This is a genomic window from Roseibium sp. (assembly GCF_965276855.1).
Classification (GTDB): domain Bacteria; phylum Pseudomonadota; class Alphaproteobacteria; order Rhizobiales; family Stappiaceae; genus Roseibium.
On the sequence record NZ_OZ255700.1, the window covers coordinates 3,903,637 to 3,921,549 of the forward strand.

General features: G+C 52.9%; 17 protein-coding genes. 7 read left to right on the forward strand and 10 right to left on the reverse strand.

Annotation, left to right across the window (positions count from 1 at the left end; translation table 11 throughout):
- Position 1: 1 nt before the first annotated feature.
- On the forward strand, positions 2–1,654 hold the full coding sequence (locus ACQY4Z_RS17980) for an ABC transporter ATP-binding protein (RefSeq protein WP_428523541.1): 1,653 nt from the start codon (positions 2–4) through the stop codon (positions 1,652–1,654).
- A gap of 93 nt (positions 1,655–1,747) precedes the next feature.
- On the opposite strand, the gene ACQY4Z_RS17985 is transcribed toward ACQY4Z_RS17980, so the two are convergent.
- Positions 1,748–1,870 (reverse strand): hypothetical protein, encoded by a 123-nt coding sequence (locus ACQY4Z_RS17985; protein ID WP_428523543.1) that lies wholly within the window; start codon positions 1,868–1,870, stop codon positions 1,748–1,750.
- Between the two features lie 201 nt (positions 1,871–2,071).
- On the opposite strand from ACQY4Z_RS17985, the gene ACQY4Z_RS17990 reads away from it, so the two are divergent.
- Entirely contained in the window at positions 2,072–2,326 is a 255-nt protein-coding gene (locus ACQY4Z_RS17990; protein ID WP_428523545.1) for a hypothetical protein, read from the forward strand.
- Positions 2,327–2,588: 262 nt separating this feature from the next.
- On the opposite strand, the gene ACQY4Z_RS17995 is transcribed toward ACQY4Z_RS17990, so the two are convergent.
- From ACQY4Z_RS17995 to ACQY4Z_RS18030, 8 genes are all read right to left on the reverse strand, one after another.
- Entirely contained in the window at positions 2,589–3,695 is a 1,107-nt protein-coding gene (locus ACQY4Z_RS17995) for an isocitrate/isopropylmalate dehydrogenase family protein (RefSeq protein WP_428523547.1), read from the reverse strand.
- A gap of 12 nt (positions 3,696–3,707) precedes the next feature.
- On the reverse strand, positions 3,708–4,355 hold the full coding sequence (gene otnC, locus ACQY4Z_RS18000; protein ID WP_428523549.1) for a 3-oxo-tetronate 4-phosphate decarboxylase: 648 nt from the start codon (positions 4,353–4,355) through the stop codon (positions 3,708–3,710).
- Positions 4,352–5,596 carry a 3-oxo-tetronate kinase gene (gene otnK / locus ACQY4Z_RS18005; protein WP_428523551.1) on the reverse strand — a complete coding sequence of 415 codons (1,245 nt, stop codon included), beginning with the start codon at positions 5,594–5,596 and terminating at the stop codon, positions 4,352–4,354. Before otnK ends, otnC begins: the two co-directional genes overlap by 4 nt.
- Entirely contained in the window at positions 5,593–6,390 is a 798-nt protein-coding gene (locus ACQY4Z_RS18010) for an N-acyl homoserine lactonase family protein (protein ID WP_428523553.1), read from the reverse strand. Before ACQY4Z_RS18010 ends, otnK begins: the two co-directional genes overlap by 4 nt.
- Positions 6,387–6,677 carry a putative quinol monooxygenase gene (locus ACQY4Z_RS18015; RefSeq protein WP_428523555.1) on the reverse strand — a complete coding sequence of 97 codons (291 nt, stop codon included), beginning with the start codon at positions 6,675–6,677 and terminating at the stop codon, positions 6,387–6,389. Before ACQY4Z_RS18015 ends, ACQY4Z_RS18010 begins: the two co-directional genes overlap by 4 nt.
- 16 nt (positions 6,678–6,693) lie before the next feature.
- On the reverse strand, positions 6,694–7,977 hold the full coding sequence (locus ACQY4Z_RS18020) for a TRAP transporter large permease (protein ID WP_133953245.1): 1,284 nt from the start codon (positions 7,975–7,977) through the stop codon (positions 6,694–6,696).
- A complete protein-coding gene (locus tag ACQY4Z_RS18025) occupies positions 7,974–8,519 on the reverse strand; it encodes a TRAP transporter small permease (protein WP_428523557.1) in 546 nt (181 codons plus the stop codon). The genes ACQY4Z_RS18020 and ACQY4Z_RS18025 overlap by 4 nt, the downstream gene beginning before the upstream one ends.
- A gap of 64 nt (positions 8,520–8,583) precedes the next feature.
- Positions 8,584–9,597 (reverse strand): TRAP transporter substrate-binding protein, encoded by a 1,014-nt coding sequence (locus ACQY4Z_RS18030; RefSeq protein ID WP_422021751.1) that lies wholly within the window; start codon positions 9,595–9,597, stop codon positions 8,584–8,586.
- 174 nt (positions 9,598–9,771) lie between these two features.
- On the opposite strand from ACQY4Z_RS18030, the gene ACQY4Z_RS18035 reads away from it, so the two are divergent.
- From ACQY4Z_RS18035 to ACQY4Z_RS18045, 3 genes are all read left to right on the forward strand, one after another.
- Positions 9,772–10,818: a Gfo/Idh/MocA family protein gene (locus tag ACQY4Z_RS18035; RefSeq protein WP_428523559.1), complete on the forward strand. Its 1,047-nt coding sequence runs from the start codon at positions 9,772–9,774 to the stop codon at positions 10,816–10,818.
- A complete protein-coding gene (locus tag ACQY4Z_RS18040) occupies positions 10,811–11,485 on the forward strand; it encodes a GntR family transcriptional regulator (protein WP_428523561.1) in 675 nt (224 codons plus the stop codon). The genes ACQY4Z_RS18035 and ACQY4Z_RS18040 overlap by 8 nt, the downstream gene beginning before the upstream one ends.
- Before the next feature lie 292 nt (positions 11,486–11,777).
- Positions 11,778–12,551 (forward strand): recombinase family protein, encoded by a 774-nt coding sequence (locus ACQY4Z_RS18045; RefSeq protein ID WP_428523563.1) that lies wholly within the window; start codon positions 11,778–11,780, stop codon positions 12,549–12,551.
- Here the strand turns inward: ACQY4Z_RS18045 and ACQY4Z_RS18050 are convergent.
- Positions 12,548–13,486, reverse strand: coding sequence for a tyrosine-type recombinase/integrase (locus ACQY4Z_RS18050; RefSeq protein ID WP_428523565.1), 939 nt, complete (start codon positions 13,484–13,486; stop codon positions 12,548–12,550). The genes ACQY4Z_RS18045 and ACQY4Z_RS18050 overlap by 4 nt on opposite strands.
- A 337-nt stretch (positions 13,487–13,823) precedes the next feature.
- Between ACQY4Z_RS18050 and ACQY4Z_RS18055 the strand changes: the two genes are divergently transcribed.
- Both ACQY4Z_RS18055 and ACQY4Z_RS18060 read left to right on the forward strand, forming a co-directional pair.
- Positions 13,824–14,216, forward strand: coding sequence for a hypothetical protein (locus ACQY4Z_RS18055; RefSeq protein WP_428523567.1), 393 nt, complete (start codon positions 13,824–13,826; stop codon positions 14,214–14,216).
- Between the two features lies 1 nt (position 14,217).
- Positions 14,218–17,808, forward strand: coding sequence for a DUF4132 domain-containing protein (locus ACQY4Z_RS18060; RefSeq protein WP_428523569.1), 3,591 nt, complete (start codon positions 14,218–14,220; stop codon positions 17,806–17,808).
- Positions 17,809–17,913: the final 105 nt, after the last annotated feature.

The following is a 17,913-nucleotide window of genomic DNA, read 5'->3' on the forward strand; positions in this document are numbered from 1 at the left end:
CATGGTTCCCAAGAAAGACGTGCTTCTGGAAATCAAGGACCTTCGCATAGAAGGCTATTCCGAAGAGCAATGGATCGAGATTGTCCATGGCGTGGATCTGACTCTTCACAAGGGCGAAGTTCTTGGCCTTATCGGTGAATCTGGCGCCGGCAAGTCGACCATTGGACTCGCCTCAATGGGCTTTGCCCGGGATGGCTGCCGGATCTCTGGCGGCTCGATCGAATTCGACGGTATGGAGCTGACCACAACACCGGAATCTGCCTTGCGTGCGTTACGCGGTTCACGGATTGCCTATGTGGCCCAGTCTGCAGCAGCGTCCTTCAACCCATCCCATAAAATCATTGACCAGCACACCGAAGCCCCGATCCAGTACCGGATTCAAAAGCGCGTCGAGGCGCAGGAAGACGCAATGCAGCTTTACGAGCGGCTGCGTTTGCCAAATCCCGATGAAATCGGGTTTCGTTATCCTCATCAGGTGTCCGGTGGACAGTTGCAGCGGGCCATGACGGCCATGGCCATGGCGTGTCGGCCGGACCTGATCATTTTCGACGAGCCCACCACTGCGCTGGATGTGACCACGCAGATTGAGGTCCTGGCGGCGATCCGAGACATCGTTGACCAGTTTAACACCGCAGCCATCTACATCACACATGATCTGGCTGTGGTGGCGCAGATGGCGGACACCATCAAGGTGCTCTTAAAGGGCGAGGAAGTCGAGGAAGCACCGACCGAGCAGATGCTCGATTCCCCCAAAGAGGACTACACGAAGAGCCTATGGGCTGTGCGGAGTTTCAAACGGCCGCAGAAAAAGCGCCCGGCCGGTGCCGAAGCCGTACCCATTATTTCGGTCCAAGGGATAGATGCAGCGTATGGCCAAACGAAGGTTCTGGATGATGTTTCTTTCGACATCTATCCGGGCATGACCGTCGCTGTTGTCGGGGAATCCGGGTCCGGAAAGTCGACCACGGCACGTTGTATCACAGGACTTCTGCCGCCCACTAAGGGTCAGATCCTGTTCAACGGAGAACCGCTGCCAGCACGGTACCAGGATCGGAACAAGGAGCAACTGCGTCAGGCGCAAATGATCTACCAGATGGCGGATACGGCGTTGAACCCGAAAATCCGGATCTGCGACATCATCGGCCGCCCTGCCCAGTTTTACGGTGGTTTGCATGGGGCAGAGCTGAAAAGCAGGGTCGATGAACTGCTGGATCTGATCGAACTCGATCCTGCCAAATTCTACAACCGCTATCCACCGGAACTGTCTGGCGGCCAGAAGCAGCGGGTGGGTATTGCCCGTGCGTTGGCGGCTGATCCGTCTTTCATCATCTGCGATGAGGTTACGAGCGCACTCGATCAGCTGGTTGCTGAAGGCATCCTGAAGTTGCTTGACCGTCTGCAGGAAGAGTTCAACCTGGCCTATATGTTTATCACCCATGACTTGGCGACGGTGCGTTCGATCGCAGACGAGGTTGTGGTGATGCAAAGGGGAAAGGTGGTGGAACAGGGGCCGAAGGACGAAATGTTTACCCCGCCACATCACCCGTATACGGATCTTCTGCTGTCGTCAGTTCCGGAAATGGATCCGAACTGGTTGACCACCTTGCTGGAAGAACGGGGAACGGAGGGGATCGGCGAAGCGGCCAACGTCTGATTGGTACAACGGTTGACAAGCACGAAATGAAATACCCCAGAGCGAAATGCCTTGGGGTATTACTATCTCTCAACACTTACTATCTGTGCTGGTTCAGCCGACCATCATATAGGCGGACAGCACCATCGCGCCGACCAACAGCGCGTAAACACCGACCACGGCCTGCCACGAGCCGCTGTGTTGCTTGTATTCGCGAATGAGATCATCCCGGGTCATGCCGACCTCCTGGTCCAAACCGCCGACTTGGTGAAATTTTATGTTTGCTGTCGCGTCACTTAGTCGACAGAGGTTAAGAATTCAATGCCGATGTCTTCGAATTTCACCCATAATTCTGCATAGCTGATATCCGTGACAATTCATGTAGCGCGGCTTTGATCCCGTTATAGGTCTGATCCCGCACCTGAGCAGGCTGTAAAGATGAAAGCGGCTGAGACGCTTGTTGATCCTTATTCTGTCGTCTTCACGTTCGACGTGGTCAACGAATTCGAGCGCGGTATGGCAGGAAAGATCTGCGGCTCGGTCAACGCGAAGAACCGCTACGGTGCTTACACCGGACAACGCTTCTTTTATGCGAGCTATGTGAAGACCAGTGATCGCTATCTGGTGATCGCCTTCACGACGATCGCAACGCGTTTTGACCCATCCATGGCGAATGGGAGCATTTGCTTGTAACGCTGTAAGCTTTGATTGGCGCGCCGTGGCATGAGATCGAGAACTTAAGGTGGTGGCCTTTCACGGGTGGGGCTCAATTACGATTTCATTTTTAGTTGCTGCATAAAAAGGCAAAAACAGTGTTTTAGGAAAGAAAATCGACAATATGTTTAACCTATCACGTTACTTGTAATGCCGAAGCTGAAGAGTGCATTTACCTGCAACTTTCGAATGTGGATTTTTTATCGCCGCATACTTAAGCTCCAAACTTTTTGATCCTTGTTTATTGCGCGGCGATCTGGCGGCTTTCGGACACGGTATCGGTAACAACCTGTGTGATCGCGCGGGTTCCCATGTCGCCGCCGAACTCAATGGGACGCAAACGGTTGTTGCGGAACCCATCGTCAACTGCGTGGTTTATGAGATCGGCTGCGTCTGAAAGGTGGGGATTGCCCAGTTTTTCGGCGAGGTAATCGAGCATCAGAGCCCCGCTCAGGATTGCTGCGAGCGGATTGGCCTTGTCTTGTCCCATGATGTCCGGGGCGCTGCCATGGGCCGGCTGGAACAGCCCCGTATGGTCGCCAATCTCCGCACAGGCGGCCATTCCCATTCCGCCAACAAGCCCGCCGGCGAGGTCGGAAAGAATGTCACCAAACATGTTTTCGGTCACCAGCACATCAAAGTCCCAGGGCTTGCGCACCAGATCCAAGGCCTGGGCGTCCACATAGTTGTAGCCGACCGGAACATCCGGATAGTCTGTTTTCACCTCATCGAAGATCTGGCGAAAAAAGGCGAACGAGGTAAAAACATTCGCCTTGTCGACGCAAGTGAGGCGGCCTTGAAAGCCTTTCTTCTGGCGTTTGCGGGCAAGATCGAAAGCAAAGCGGTGCAGTTTTGTGGTGGTTTTCCTGGTAATCCGCAGAATGTCCTGAACTTCGTCGTCGTTCACAACGAGCGAGCGTTTGTGTGCTGCTGCAGAATAAAACAGACCTTCGGTGGACTCGCGCAAGATGATGAGATCAATCTGAGCTGCCCTTGGATCGGAAAGCCGTTGCGGGGCATTGGGATAGGCTTTGACTGGTCGTACACCAGCAAATAGACCAAAACGGTCACGCAGCCTTAAATGCGGAGAGATTTCCGTTCCATCCGTGTGCCGAATGGATGGCAGTCCAATGGCACCCAGGAAGATGGCATCTGCAGCTTCAACCCTGTCTTCTCCGTCTGCCTCTATATCCTGGCCAGTTTCCTGGAAATACGCTGCGCCGGCTTGAATTTCGTCCAACTCAGGTTTCGGTTGTCCGGTTTTTTGAAGTGCAGCTTCGAGCACAGCCATTGCAGCGTCCGCGACGTCGATGCCGATCCCGTCCCCTTTGATAAGCGCAATTTTCATGAGTACGGTTCCTTACGTCCAATCAACATCAAAACGGGTGACGATTTGCGATATTTGTGCCGGGTCCAGAAGTGTGGGAGATGCCCCTCGCAGCAAAAGAGCCAGCTTTGCTGTCGCTTCCAACTCTTCCATGGCGTAGACGGCAGCCTCAAGCTCCTTGGCCGCAACGCAAGGGCCATGATTGGCAAGAATAACGGCTGATCGTTTGCCTGCCAGCCCGCGAACGGCGTTGCCCATGGCTGGGTCGCCAGGGACAAAAAACGGCAACAGTTTCACTTTGCCGAGCAGCATGATCCCGTAAGCTGTGAGGGGAGGCAGGACATTGTCCTGATCAATTTCCGGCAGCAAAGACAAGGCCACTGAATGGCACGAATGCAGATGCACAACGGCACCAGTCGCCCCTCGGGTTTCATAAAATGCCGTATGCAACGGCAATTCCTTTGTCGGCGCATCTCCGGACAGCAACGCCCAAGTCTCCGACAGATGGCTGATGCAGGCTGGATCCAGAAAGCCCATGGATGAGCCTGTTGGAGTGACCAGATAAGTGCCGTCATCCAGACGCATAGAGATGTTGCCGGTCGATCCGTGGGTTAGGCCTCGGTCATAAAGTGATTTGGCCATTACGGCGATCTGCTCACGGGCTTTGGAGAGAGCGCTCATGAGCCTGCACCCAGAACATGGAGGGCGTCTTCGAAAAAGTCAGGTCCGCCAAAGTTGCCGGATTTGAGGGCGAGGGTCAGCGGCTGGCCCGCGACTCTCAAAGCCGGGACACCAGGGGCGATCCGAGGGCCGATTTCAAGAGTGGATGCCTTGATCCCGGATACGACAGCGCCTGACGTTTCCCCACCTGCGACCACGATGCGTTCAACACCAGCGTCCACAAGAGCTGCAGCAAGACCGGAAAACAGGTTTTCTATGGCAGATGCACTCTTGTCGCGACCGAACCGCTGCTGGACCTGACTGACAGTTTCAGGATCTGTCGAAGAATAAAGAAGTGGCGGCTCGTCTTGGCTGATGGTCCATTCAACCAACTCTTCCATCGATAACCAACCCCCGATCACATCCTCAACCATGATTTCACGGCTGGGGGCCTTTCGCTTGTAGTGTTTCACTTGGCCACGTGTTGCCGACGAACAGGATCCGGACAACACCACTGCTTTACCGTTTGTTCCAGTCCATGCCTGATGATGTGGAGTGACGCCAAAATTCGCCGGCAGACCGATTGCGATCCCGGACCCTCCAGTAACAAGACGGCGGCCCGCTACGGCTTTTCCGATCGCAATGAGATCCTCATCGGTGATTGCATCGACGATTGCCATCGAGCCCGTTTCGGTCTTAGCTGCGTCAAGAATAGATGCCGCTCCCAGCCGGACGGTCTTATGAGGAATATGCGAAACGGGCCAAGTCGTTTGCCTGGAAAGAACCCGTCGAATGTCCGGATCGCGCATGGGGGTGAGCGGGTGGTTTTGCATTCCGCTTTCACTCAGGAGCATGTCTCCCACGAACAAATGCCCCTGATAGACCGTGCGTCCATTTTCTGGAAAAGCCGGGCATACAAGGACAGTTTGTTCTCCAAGGCGCTCGGCGAGAGCCTGGGTCACAGGGCCAATGTTGCCTTCATCCGTTGAGTCGAACGTCGAGCAAACCTTGAAAACGATCTGCTCGCATCCTTGCGAGATCAGCCAGTCCGATGCGGCCAGCGAGTGCCTGATTGCATCTTCGGCGGGCTCCGTCCGGGATTTTAGGCTGATGACGCCAGCATCACAGTTGATGCCAGAGCCGGATAGATTGTTTGAAGCCGGCACACCGACAAATTGCACCGTTTGCATGCCGGCCTCAGACAGCATCAGTGCGATATCAGACGCCCCTGTGAAATCATCTGCGATGACGCCGAGTTTCATTTTCCGGCCTCCTCAGATGGTCCCTGGTCGAGACGCAAGATGTGGTCTGCGCCAAAAACGGGGAAGCGTTTTCGCACCAAAGGATCGTGGCCCGGGATAACCAGTCGGTCATCGCTCGCCAGCGTACGGATACGCCTGAAACCGTTGAGCATTTCCTGCAGGTCTACGACGATCGGAAATGGCTTTTCACTGAGAAAGTTTTCATAATAGTGCGCCGCATCCGATGCCAGACACAGCCAACCGGCACTGGTTAGCACCCGGACCGCTTGTAAGCCTTTGCTGTGGCCGCCAATCCGGTGAACAGTTACCCCTTCAGCGACTTCACCATCGCCTTCGTGAAACGTCACCCGGCCTGAATAAAGTCTGAGGACAGCTTCACAGACATGTTCGCCGGTGAAGGGGGCCTTCAAAACCGGATGGCACATGCAGGGACCGGTTGCGTATGCCATTTCTGCCGCTTGCAGATGGATGGTCGCGTTTGGAAAGTGTTTCAGGCCGCCAGCATGGTCATAGTGAAGGTGCGTTACGATGATGGTCGTGACTTTATCCGGTGAAATGCCGAGGGGTAGTAGGGCTTCCTGTGGATCTCTTTGAACAGGCCGTCCCCGCCGGTCGGCTTCTTCATGGTCATATCCGGTATCAACCAGAATGAACTCATCACCCCGGCGCAGAACCCAGACGAAATAGTCCATGTCATGCGGTTGGTCGTGATTGTCGTCAAACAGGAAACTGTCCCGGCGTGTCCTGGAGTTTCGCTCGGCATATTTGACGGCGTAGACTTCCCACGGGGTCATTGAACGACCCCCTTGTAAGTCTTGACTGTCTTCTCCGAAATCATCTCTGCCACATCCGCGTCAAACTTCAGGAAGTGCGGCGTTTTTAGGTGTGTCTTGAATGCCGCTTCATCATCGTAGACCTCGTAAAGAAAAACCTCTTCGGGCCGGTTTTCATCGGTGCAGACATCAAACTGCCGGCATCCATCCTCTGTTGTGAGTGAGGCCTGCGCATTTTGGACCATCAACGGCAAGAACGCCTCGAACTGATCCGGTTTGATCTGAAATGTGACTGTCACAACAAACATCGATTGGTCCTTGCAATTACCTGAACAACCCAACCATACCCATAGTGAAGATCGGGAAATAGGTGACGAGCAGAAGCGCAAAAATCGCTGCCAGGTAAAGGTGAAGCATGCGGCGCGCGATGGACAGGACCCCCACGCCGGAGATGCGGGATGCGACATAGAGCGTTGCCCCGACCGGCGGAGTGAAAAGCCCGACTGCCACGTTACAGGTCATGATCACCCCAAGATGCACCGGATCAACCCCAAAGATCTTGGCGGTTGGCAGGAACAGAGGGGCGGTCAGCAAGATCGCCGGGACAGGATCGAGGACCAGTCCAAGGACAAGCAGAACGATGTTCACAAGAAGCAGGAACATCCATGGGCCGGTTGAGAACTCCTGTACGAAGCCAACCAGGATCTGAGGCATCTGCTCCAAAGTAATCAACCAGCCGAGTACTGTGGTGGCTCCGATAACAACCATGACCACAGAGCTGGTGACAAAGGAGTCGATCAGAAGGCGCGGCAGGTCCTTGATGTTGAAATCGCGATAGACGACTGTTGTCACCAAAAGCCCGTAGATCACGGCGAGCGCTGCAGACTCAGTCGGCGTAACCCAACCGGTGAAAATGCCCCCCAGGATCAACACGGGCATGAACAGGGCAGGGGCTGTCCCTATGAAGGAGGATGTTAGTTCCTTGAAGGTTGTTGTCCGGCCGCCGGGGTCGCAATTGGTTGATTTTCCGACATAATAGCACACGCCCATAAAGAAGGCGCCGAACAGAATGCCAGGCACCATGCCCCCAATGAAAAGGTCTGCGACCGAGACATTTCCGACAAAGCCGTAAATGAGCATCGGGATTGATGGTGGAATGATGATCCCGATGGTTCCAGCCGCCGCGACGAGACCAGCAGCGAACGCTTTGTCGTAGCCCTCTCTGGACATGTTCTTGATCATTACCGAACCGATGGCGGCTGAATCCGCAATGGCAGAACCCGAAATGCCGCCAAAGATCATTGAAGCACCGACAACCACCATGCCGAGGCCACCCGCCATGAAGCCGAAGGCGGCTCTTGCAAATCCAATGATCCTGAGCCCAACACCGCCGCGGCTCATCATTTCGCCCGCAACTATGAAGAGAGGGATTGCCAGGAAATGGTTCGGTTCCACGCCGCCAATGAAGTTCAGGAACAGCGCCTGAAGCGGATACCCGAGATCGAATACGATTATCGGCAGGACTGCCGTAATCAGGATGGCCCAGACAAGGGGAATTCCAAGAAACACGGTGCTCAGAAAAACCGCGACGACAAACAACAGGATCATAGCAAGGCCTCGCCGCCATCAGAATGGGTGGAGTGGGGCACGACCGGATTCCGGATGTCGAACACCATGTTGAAGAGGTGGAAGATCAACGTCAGCGCCATGCCGACCGGCATGGATGCGTAAAGCAGACCGACGGGCCAGTAGAGTACCGTGGTTTTTTGCGCCCAGGTATGGATGGAGATGTTGTAGCCGGTATAGATCAGGCTGATCAGGAGGCAGGTGATGATCACATCGATCCCGATCGACAAAACGCGTTGCAAATGCACAGGCAACAGGTTTTCAACGATCTCTGTAACGCGCATGTGCGCACCGCGCGCAATCGCCGCGGCGCATCCGATAAAGGTGCTCCAAAGCAGCAGAAAGCTTGTTACTTCCAACGACCAGGCAAGGTCGAAGCCTGCAAACCCGCGCAAAGAGGCGTTGCAAAAGACCAGGGTGACGATGGCAAAACCGGCAAGCGCCAGGCAAAAGTCCACCATATGGCTGAGCCAGCGCAGCACAGCCGGATAATGATCTCGGTAGTCCAAGGCAAAGTCTTTCAAGAGAGCGCCGGAACCGAAGCAACGTGTGCTTCAAGTTCCGGCCAGTTGACACCCAAAGGCTTGATCAGTTTTGGGCGGGAAGGGCTTCGCGGATGGCTGCTGCATCGCCAAGAATGTTGTCAACGGCTTCTGCGCCGTAGACGTCCTTGGCCTTGGCATAAACCGATTGTACTGCCTCACGGAACGGGCCGATTTCCGGTACGCTCACGGTGGCACCTGCTTCCTGCATTTCCGTCAATTGGCTGTCGACCGAGCTTTGAACGAGTTGCCGGCTGAAGGCGGCAGATTCCGTGGCAGCTTTAAGGACTGCTGCCTGATCTTCTTCAGAGAAGGATTGCCAGGTCTTTTCGGCAACGGTCAGCGGAAGCGGGCTGTAAACATGACGGGTCAAGGTGATGTTTGGCGCCACTTCGTAGAACCGCAGCGATTTGATGGTGTCCACCGGGTTTTCCTGGCCGTTCACAATGCCCTGCTGGATCGCGAGGTAAACATCGGTGATCGGCATCACGACGGTCTGGAAACCGATGGCTTCCATGGACCAGCGGATCATGTCGTTCGGAAAGACCCGCATTTTCATGGATTCGGCATCTTTCGGAGATGTCAGGGGTTCGTTTGTCGTGAAGCTGCGGAAGCCGGCTTCCCACGTCGACAAAACGCGGAAACCCTTTTCCGGGAGTTTCTGGAACTCGCCTTGAAGCCACTCTGAGTTGTCATAGAGCTCCCAGCCTTGTTCGTACGTGTCGACAAGGAACGGCATGGCCGTAAGGTTCAGGCTGGGTAGATGGGTTGCGTAACTGCCGGTCGCTGACACCGTAAAATCAATGCCGCCGAGCTGGAGGAGCTCGATTGCTTTCGGGTCGTTTGCGAGCTGCCCGGACGGGTAAATCTGCACTTCGTAACGGCCATCGGTGTATTCCGCGACCTTCTCGGCAAACAGTTCTGCAGCGGCCTGACGAGATCCACCAGGGTTGTCAGTGTGGCTGAAACGCAGCTTTTCCGCCGCATGTGCGCTGCTCAGTCCGATAGCCGCAACTGCAACGCCAGCCAGTAGCCGGCTCAAGAATTTCTTTTCCAACATTTCGGTCTCCTCCCGCGGCTCTCCTCAAGCCGTATTGGTTTGCACATTCATTTGCGTATACATAATACAATCCCTTGTCAACTTCACTCGTGTCGACTATCAAAAATACGGTGTGGCGGAGGTGACGCATTCAGGTGTCAACGTTCCAGTCGCGCAGGGCGGAGTGGATTGACAATGAACCAGAAGAAAAAAGAGACGCGGGCCCTACGGGTCGCTTGCCTGGGCGCTGGGTACTTCGCGCAGTTCCACTATGATGCCTGGCGCCGCACAGGCCGCGTGGCTCTTGTCGGTGCGTGTGATCAGGACTTGGAGAAGGCCAAGGAAACGGGGCTTGCAGCGTTTAAGGATCTCGCTGTGATGTTGAAAATGACGAGCCCGGACCTTCTGGATATCATCACACCGCCTCCCACCCACATGGCAGCCATCAAGGCAGGAATTTCACAGGGCGTGCGTGCAATTATCTGCCAAAAACCGTTTTGCACGTCACTTGAAGAGGCTGAGGAGGCAACCCGGCTTGCAGAAAAGGCCGGGGTAACTCTCGTCATTCACGAGAATTTTCGGTTTCAGCCGTGGTACAGGACGTTCAAACACGCTTTGGAAAGCGGGGTGCTTGGAGACGTCTTGCAATTGACCTTCCGCCTTCGGACAGGAGATGGACAAGGCCCGCGCGCCTATCTGGACCGGCAGCCATATTTTCAGGACATGCCTCAGCTTTTGATCCATGAGACCGGCGTCCACTGGGTCGACACTTTTCGGTATCTGCTTGGCGAACCGGAGGCGGTTTATGCGGACTTGCGGCGGCTCAATCCCGTCATCAAGGGAGAAGATGCCGGATTTTTCGTATTCGATTATCCGGGCGGTGTGCGGGCATTGTTTGATGGCAACCGCTTGCTGGATCACGCGGCTGAAAACTGCCGGACAACGCTCGGCGAATCCAGCCTTGAGGGCACGGCCGGAACACTGACCCTGTCAGGAGATGGCAGTGTGACACTCCGCCCGTTTGGCAATTTGAAGGAAACGGTTCTTCTTCAACCGCAGCCTTGGCAAGGATTTGGTGGGGATTGCGTCAAGAATCTGATCACCCATGTCGTTGACGGGGTGCTCGACGGAAAACCACTTGAAAACGAGGCGAGAGACTACCTAAAGGTGATTGCACTCGAAAAGATGATCTACGAGGCTGATCGCCAGGGCCGAAAAATCCGAGACGTTGCATATGCTTGACCCATCGAAACCGAAAACCATCACCACTCAGGCCATGGAGAAGATCCGTCAATTGATCTTCGACGGCGAACTCGCTGCCGGATCCGATCACCTGGAAAGTGAATTGGCAGGCCGTTTGGGGATGTCACGGACGCCGGTCCGGGAAGCCACCTTGATGCTCGCGCAGCAGGGGCTGTTGGAGGTGCGCCCGAGAAAAGGTGTGCGGATTGCGACCTTGTCCCTGACAGATATGGAAGAGATCTATGCGGTTTTGACGGAACTGGAGAGCCTGGCGGCGGAAGAAGCTGCAAGGAAGCACTACTCCAAGGCGGATCTGGCTGACCTGAAAGCGTCGATTGAGGCTATGGACAAGGCTTTGAGCGATGAGGATCGTGATGCCTGGGCCGAAGCGGATGACGCTTTCCATACAGAACTGGTGCGTTTGGGAGGGAACTCCCGGGTTCAGAACATCGTTTCAATGATGGCGAACCAGGTGCGCCGTGCGCGGGCGATGACGCTCTACATCCGGCCGCTCCCGATCAAATCCAATCAGGACCACAGGGCTGTCTATGATGCGATCCGGACGGGTGACGCTGCTAACGCCCGTGAACAGCACCGTCTCCACAGGCGCCACGCCCGAGAAGTTTTGGTTGACCTTTTAAAGAAGCACCGGCTTTTCCAGCTTTAAAGTTCGATGCAAAAGCTAGTTGTTGTTTAAACGACAATCTGACGAGTATATCGGCCGTGCGATTTAGGCGCGTGACGCGCAACAAAAAAGGGCTGCATACTTGCGGCTGGCTGATTAATCTCTTTCGAAAAAAATGGTAGCGGGAGAGGGACTCGAACCCCCGACACGCGGATTATGATTCCAACGGAAAAGCTATGAATCTCATTGTTTTGAGGTGATATTGAGCTTGCGTGAGGCGGCGTTGTGGTTGTAACCAGATCGTGGTTTTTGATCTTTTGGTTACGGTTCTACGATGATTGCTCTTCTTGTTGCTCGCGGCTTTCCACGCTCGGTCCAGCCCGTAGATTTGAGCTTTGATCCATCTGCGCGGTTTCAATTGACGTGTTTGCAAGACGCAGTCAGCGCTGCGAATAAGGATATAACTGCGCAGATCGCGTTGGGCGTGGGTGTTGAGGAGCGGATAGAAGCGAACCATCCAGCGCTCAGAATAGCGTTCGTTCAGTCTGTCAGAACGCGCCAGCGCATAGTGATCGACAATGTGGCACGTCTCTTCGACAATCATGACTGGGAGAGCGCTTTGGCTTTCCAAACGGCCATGCGGACATCGACCGTCGGCGTGTATTGCACGCTGCATACTACATCATTGGAAAGGCTCGAGCCAGCGACGCTTCGTATTATCATCTCTGATCGGCTGCATCAGAGCAGAGAGCGGCAGGAGATTAGTCAATTTCGCAAGATGCTTCAGAAGCAGCGCGTTCGAGCGAAGCCAAAGGTTTCCGCGGAAACTCCGTCGCAAGCTACACAGAGACTGGCGTCCTATGAGGACACCTTCTTAAGTATGCAAATACACAAGCTCTGTAGCGATTGGATCAAAGAAGACCTTTCACCTCCGTTCACTGTCAGGGCAATTGTGGACGGATTGAATGAAAAAGGCATTCAGACCCAACGCGGCAGACCGTGGACATCGCCCAACCTCAGAAAGATCTTGCGGACCAAGCGCAAGGAAAACCCTGAAAGCTTTCTATTCGAATGGATCCAATTGCCTGATGGGAAGAACGGAGACTAAGCCGCCTCCAAATCTGCTTCGAGCTTCGCAAACAGGGCAACATCATCTTCGGCGTTGTCGAACAGGTGCCCATAGACGTCAAAGGTCATGGTGATCGAGGCATGTCCCAGAAGCGTCTGGATCTTCTTCGCGGGCCAGCCTTGTTCAATGTACAGCGAGGCAGCGGCATGACGTAGGGCATGGAACGAGAACTTCGGTTTGCCCTCTGCAGTGACAATTCCAGCGTCTTTCAAGAGGGGATACAGAACCCGGTTTGAGATGTTTGACGGGCTCTCGACATTGCCAATGCCGTTTGGAAAGACAAGATCGAGCTCGCCGGTTGGGCAGTTTGCTTTCCAGGACATCAGTACCTTCTTGACACTTGGTGCCATGGGAATATCCCTGCGGCCCGACTTCGACTTGGGCTTGCCGATTTGATTGAAGCGATCAGCGCGTTGACGGACGCGAATGATCGACTTCTGAAAATCAACATCTTCCCAACGCAGACCACGCAGCTCTGACATGCACATGCCCGTGTAGATCGCGGTGGTGATGAGCGGGCGCTGCTTATCGGGAACAGTCTCGAGCATGGCCTTAATCTCAGCCTTGGTCGGGATGATGCGATCAGGAGCGTTCCTTGATGCCCTGCGCAGCTTCACGGACAGCGCCACGTTGTTGTCGATCCACTCGCGATCGAGAGCCTCATTGAGAGCTGAGCGCAAAGAGCGTAGAACCTTGTCGGTCATGGCCCTGGAGTTCTTGTCCAGCATGTCATCCATGAAATCGCGCACCTCTGAGCGGGTGAGGCTGCTTAGCTCGCGATCACCGATAGCTGGCTCAATGTGGTGATCAACGTGATTGCGATATGAGCGCAGGGTTGCTCGTTCCAGCTCATCGCGCTCACAGCGCTTGATCCAGGCTTTGCATGCGTCACTGATTGTCTTGTTGTTTGTCATTCTGCTCGTCCAAGTCTTCGATTTACAAAAGTGTAGGACGGGCGGAAGACGGTGTCGGGTGTTTTTCCAGTCGGGAAGATGGAAAAATTAAGGCGCTTATCAGTGCCGAATGGAAGTCCTAGAAAAACAAAAACACAGCTTGGGGGATGCCTCATGGGGTCGGCAGCTCGGCCGCTCCAATCCCCGGAAATTCTGATCGACGGTGGTGTTTTGACTTGGTGGAGCCTTAAGTTGAAACAGTATCGAATGCAGCCTGACATATTAAGTGAGTTTTAAGGTGCTGTTCTGTATTTCACAGGTATAGATTGTAGCGTAGTGTCTCATAGATTGGGCTTACATGGCTGTTCAGATTCGAGTTGTTTCCGAAAATTGGGGGCTTCCAGAAGGTAGACAGCGCAGACTAGAGCCGCAGCTTCGGCTCATTAGTTCCAACCTCTTAGCGAGAGACGTTATCGCAGAGAAAACACGGCGAGACTACCAAGTGTACAAGTCTGCCGACAAGGTTCCTGTTTCAGTTCCTCAATCAGATCTATCCAGCTTTTTGGACAAAACCGAGATCTCTCCAAAGGATGAGAGCGAGGCTGTGAAGTTAGCCCTCGAATCTTTTACCGATGGGGCCTTCTTGTTTTTTTGGAATGAAAATCAGGTGGAAAGCCTGGATGAATCTTTAATCAATCGAGAAGTAAACGAAGCGTTGTTTGTGAAGCTTTTTCCGTTGGCCGGAGGGTAAAATGCTGAAGTTGTTCTCAAAAAACAATCCATTGTTTTCCCACGTCCGAGAAATTGATCCTGAGCAATTGCCGATCACGACGGGTTTCGATTTTTTCGACCGTTTTTTAGCATCTGCGGTGAACGTGGACGAGAAAGACCACATTAATAATTGGACGATGACGCGCTTAGATACCGACGTCCTAGTAAGTCGGTATGGTTTCTTTGGTGAGATTTTAGATGCAAGTGCTGAGATACGAGCACAGTCTTTTGTTTTGCAGCAGATCTTGCCGAGTCCTGACCTCCAGTATTTGCGTGCCAACAGGAAAGTAGATTTTGCGTTTTCTGCTCTCAGAGTACTGAGTGACCGTCTACGCCAGTCGGATTTGGCGCCCGTTTCAGAATTCTTGGCGTTAGAAATTATAAGAGAATTAGATGACGGGATAATCAATCAACACTTTGTTGACATGTTGGAGCGGTCTTTCTTGGATGGTCCATCCCAAGCCCTGCGAAAAACGCTAATTGGAGTAATAGAACGTTGTTCCGAAACGACTAATACCGAAACTTGGGATTACATCAGTCAGTTAGAGAGGTTGGTGGTTTTTACTGGTTGCGATCCGGAACAAAATCAACTGATTGCAGAAGCTAAATCGGTGATTGATGAAAGTCGTCGCAAGCAGGAACATTTGTTGGGGCAAATAGATCCGATATTTACGTATCACTATCTCGCTCAAGAGCCAGAATACGACCCAAGCCTAACTGCAAAACTGCGGGCTGAATCCCGGAAGCCTTTGAACGCAAGAACGCCCTTGGAACGCGGACGATTTGTAGCCGATATGGCAGTAATCAGGAGAGAGATTCACCTGGATCCATTTTGGAAAAAGATTTCCCGATGGAAGTATCGAGTTCCATGTTTCAACCCGAACAATATTGAGAAATTCTATAGAGGGTACAAAGATCATCAAAAAAACCTGAACCGCAAATTGGAGCTTACATCAGATCAGGCATACCTAATACTTGAAGACGCACTTGGAGTTCATGGCTACTGTTCGAAACTTCAGGCAAGGCTGTCATCACCGTTAGTGAAAACACTTGTGAAATACATGGAGCCTGGCGTCCGACCGGATCTAGTTCAACAAATCGAAGCAGACCGGCGCATGGACAAAGACATCAAAGAGCGATTGTTATTGGCTTTGAAAGGAGACGGAAACCATACCTCAGATCCTGGTGTTCGTTTTCACGAGCATATTCAAAACCGCCGAGAAGCGCTTGACCATGCGTTGCAGAAGTTTCCTGATCTGTTTTTTAAGTTTGGGAACATCTTTTCAGTGGGGACAGGCCTAACGGGGCGGGATTTATCCGATATTGATCATCAGGCCTTTCCTTATTTTCCAGAGATAAATGATTATGTTTTTGCCGTTGCAAAAGCGTCATTGCAGGGAATTCAGCTCACGAAAGAAGCCGATGAGTTAAAACGGTTCCGGACGTCTATTGCGCACAACTTGGATCGGTTGGCGGCTGGAGAAGGGCAACTAGGAAACTCCATTCGATCTTTTATAGAAAATGAAATGCTGTTCCGGGTCAATCGTGAACGGTTTCCAGGCAAATCAGGCTTTGGAGCATCAGCACCCGCGACTGTTAGTCGGGACGAATTGATTGCCTTTGAAAAGGCAATGCTTGCCGAATTGGACCGTTGGATTGGTATTCTATCATGGTATCAGAACAATGCTCCATTTGTGCGTTGGATGGCTGAGGTAGCGCCTAGCGATACGAGTTCCAAACCGTCTTCCGCGTGGATCAAAAACGCAAACCGCTCAATTATTCCAGATGCAGTTATGGATTATTTGGAATGCTTAGAACCAGTTCCTGGTTCGGTTCCATATTCGTTGTCTAGCGACCTCAGTGGACTAAGAGCTAGGTTTGAGTTTGAGACAGCGCGTTTTGACAAAGGCGTCATATGGGCCGCGCACCTTTGCGATCCAGACAAAGCTGGGCCGCTGCTGGTAGACTACATCAAGCGGTGCTTTGTGACCCTGCCGGGTGTCGGTATCAAGGCTGAGAAGCTGGGGAACGCTGCCTTGTGGGCCTTGCAGAATATGCCAGATGGCAAGGGCGTCCCTTATCTTGCTCATATTCTCGCGCGGAACAAATACCCTAAAGTTCGCAAGAAGATTAATGCTGTACTCGATGCAGCAGCAGCCGAAGCTGGCATGAGTAGAGCCGAGCTGAATGAATTGACAGCTCCCGATCATCGAATGCCTGATGGGCTGAAGCGTATAGCTTTCTCTGAAGGTGCAGCCGTCCTTACTTGCGAAGGCAGCAAGATCCAACTCTCATGGGAAGATAATAAAGGCGTTGGCCGAAAAGCTCCTCCCAAGGCGATCAAAGACGCTGACCCAGAAGGTATTCGCGCAGCTAAAGCTCTTGCCAAAGAGGTCGAACAGGATCTATCAACTCAAGCGTTGCGGCTCGACGGATTGTATCTCAAGAAATTGAGTTGGTCCTTTGAAGACTGGCGTGAGCGCTATGCCAATCATGGTACTGTTGCGATGCTCGCCCGGCGCTTGATCTGGAAGGCTGACTTGCCAGACGGGTCGATAAGCATTTTACCATCAGATCTCGGCTGCTTTGACGTCGATGGAAAATCAGTTGATTGCTCAAGAGCGAAAATAAGTCTTTGGCACCCGATAAATGCCAATGAAGAAGAGATTCATGCGTGGCGTGAGCGTCTTCTGGAGTTGGGTATACAGCAGCCATTTAAACAGGTTTGGCGTGAGGTTTATAAGTTAACTGACGCTGAAAGGGATACTGGCACTTACTCCAACCGTTTTGCCGGGCATATTATTCGTCAACATCAAATGATGACTTTGGCGCAACTGAATGGTTGGAAATGTACCCATCGCATGTGGGTCGATGCTCCAAATGACGAGCCAAGTCATATCCACCTTTCGGATTTTAACCTATACGCGGAGTTTTGGACCGAAGGTGCAGGTGGAGAAGACCCTCCCGTGCTTGACAGTTGCGCTTACATCTATCTGACAACGGACAGATTGAAGTTCTGTCGACTTGATGCTGCTGCTCGATATGGACGCGGGGAAGACGTCGAGCTTACTCATGTGCCTGCAATTGTTTTCTCAGAGATTATGAGACACTGTGATCTGTTTACGTCAGTGCCCTCCATCAGCCTTGATTCTGAGTGGATGGATCTCGGGTCAGATGCAGAGCACCCCAATCAATGGCGCAGAGAGGTGGCCGACCCGTATTGGCAGAAGGGGCAGATTGCCGACTTGGGAACTGCAGCGCAAATGCGTAGGAATGTCTTGGCAGCTATTCTGCCACGCCTGAAACAATCAGCCGCCTTTGCATTGCAAGAGCGTTTTTTACATGTGAAAGGTGTCCGTCATGAGTATGCAATACATCTAGGCTCTGGAGCTGTTCAGCTCATGCCAGATGCCCGTCACATCTGTATTGTTAGAGCGCCAGTGGCAGCAAAACGAGCTATTCGCCTGCCTTTTGAAGGAGACCAAATATTATCGCTGATCTTATCAAAAGCGTTAATGCTGGCTCAAGACGATAAGATTACTGATCCTGTAATCCAAAGCCAGTTGGCCTAGTGCGCCGTCAAGTTATTTTGAACCAGCCAGAATGTAAGTTTCTGGATCTTGCAGTAAAAAATTAGTTTTACTTGTGATTTGGCTCTAATGATATCTACGGTGCGT

Coding starts and splice junctions, on each gene's coding strand:
- ACQY4Z_RS17980 (WP_428523541.1), top strand. CDS start 2: ATGGTTCCCAAGAAAGACGTGCTTCTGGAAATCAAGGACCTTCGCATA.
- ACQY4Z_RS17985 (WP_428523543.1), bottom strand. CDS start 1,870: ATGACCCGGGATGATCTCATTCGCGAATACAAGCAACACAGCGGCTCG.
- ACQY4Z_RS17990 (WP_428523545.1), top strand. CDS start 2,072: ATGAAAGCGGCTGAGACGCTTGTTGATCCTTATTCTGTCGTCTTCACG.
- ACQY4Z_RS17995 (WP_428523547.1), bottom strand. CDS start 3,695: ATGAAAATTGCGCTTATCAAAGGGGACGGGATCGGCATCGACGTCGCG.
- otnC (WP_428523549.1), bottom strand. CDS start 4,355: ATGAGCGCTCTCTCCAAAGCCCGTGAGCAGATCGCCGTAATGGCCAAA.
- otnK (WP_428523551.1), bottom strand. CDS start 5,596: ATGAAACTCGGCGTCATCGCAGATGATTTCACAGGGGCGTCTGATATC.
- ACQY4Z_RS18010 (WP_428523553.1), bottom strand. CDS start 6,390: ATGACCCCGTGGGAAGTCTACGCCGTCAAATATGCCGAGCGAAACTCC.
- ACQY4Z_RS18015 (WP_428523555.1), bottom strand. CDS start 6,677: ATGTTTGTTGTGACAGTCACATTTCAGATCAAACCGGATCAGTTCGAG.
- ACQY4Z_RS18020 (WP_133953245.1), bottom strand. CDS start 7,977: ATGATCCTGTTGTTTGTCGTCGCGGTTTTTCTGAGCACCGTGTTTCTT.
- ACQY4Z_RS18030 (WP_422021751.1), bottom strand. CDS start 9,597: ATGTTGGAAAAGAAATTCTTGAGCCGGCTACTGGCTGGCGTTGCAGTT.
- ACQY4Z_RS18035 (WP_428523559.1), top strand. CDS start 9,772: ATGAACCAGAAGAAAAAAGAGACGCGGGCCCTACGGGTCGCTTGCCTG.
- ACQY4Z_RS18040 (WP_428523561.1), top strand. CDS start 10,811: ATGCTTGACCCATCGAAACCGAAAACCATCACCACTCAGGCCATGGAG.
- ACQY4Z_RS18045 (WP_428523563.1), top strand. CDS start 11,778: ATGATTGCTCTTCTTGTTGCTCGCGGCTTTCCACGCTCGGTCCAGCCC.
- ACQY4Z_RS18050 (WP_428523565.1), bottom strand. CDS start 13,486: ATGACAAACAACAAGACAATCAGTGACGCATGCAAAGCCTGGATCAAG.
- ACQY4Z_RS18055 (WP_428523567.1), top strand. CDS start 13,824: ATGGCTGTTCAGATTCGAGTTGTTTCCGAAAATTGGGGGCTTCCAGAA.
- ACQY4Z_RS18060 (WP_428523569.1), top strand. CDS start 14,218: ATGCTGAAGTTGTTCTCAAAAAACAATCCATTGTTTTCCCACGTCCGA.